The sequence below is a fragment of the Arthrobacter sp. Y3223164 genome, from assembly GCF_059091005.1.
The window spans coordinates 1-367 of record NZ_JBNHGF010000913.1 but is presented as its reverse complement, the minus strand read 5'-3'; the positions used below and the strand labels follow the sequence as shown (position 1 = coordinate 367).

The window sequence follows — 367 nt, the reverse complement described above, 5'->3', positions numbered from 1 at the left end:
CACGCCGAGGCGCTCGCGGACGACCCCTCGGTGGACGCCCTGGTCTTCGTGCCGGGAGCCTGGGAAGTGCAGCAGGTGGCCGCGGCGATCCGGGACAGGGTCCGCGACAGGACGGGCGGCGCCGGCAGCGGCACGGAGGTTCTGGAGCTGCACGGGCAGGCGGATCCGGCCACGCAGGACCGCGCCGTTTCCGGTCGGGAACCCGGTGGGCCGCCGCGCATCATTGTCTCCACCTCGTTGGCCGAGTCCTCGCTCACCGTGCCGGGCGTGCGGTTGGTCGTCGACTCCGGGCTGTCGCGCGAACCCCGCCGGGATGCCGCCCGCGGCATGTCCGGGCTGGTGACGGTGTCGGCCTCGCGCGCTTCCG

1 protein-coding gene is annotated in these 367 nt (G+C 74.9%); it reads left to right on the top strand.

Annotation, left to right across the window (positions count from 1 at the left end; genetic code table 11):
- Positions 1-367: helicase-related protein (locus tag AC5RUJ_RS18695; protein WP_494156566.1), on the top strand; the 367-nt coding region annotated here is incomplete at both ends.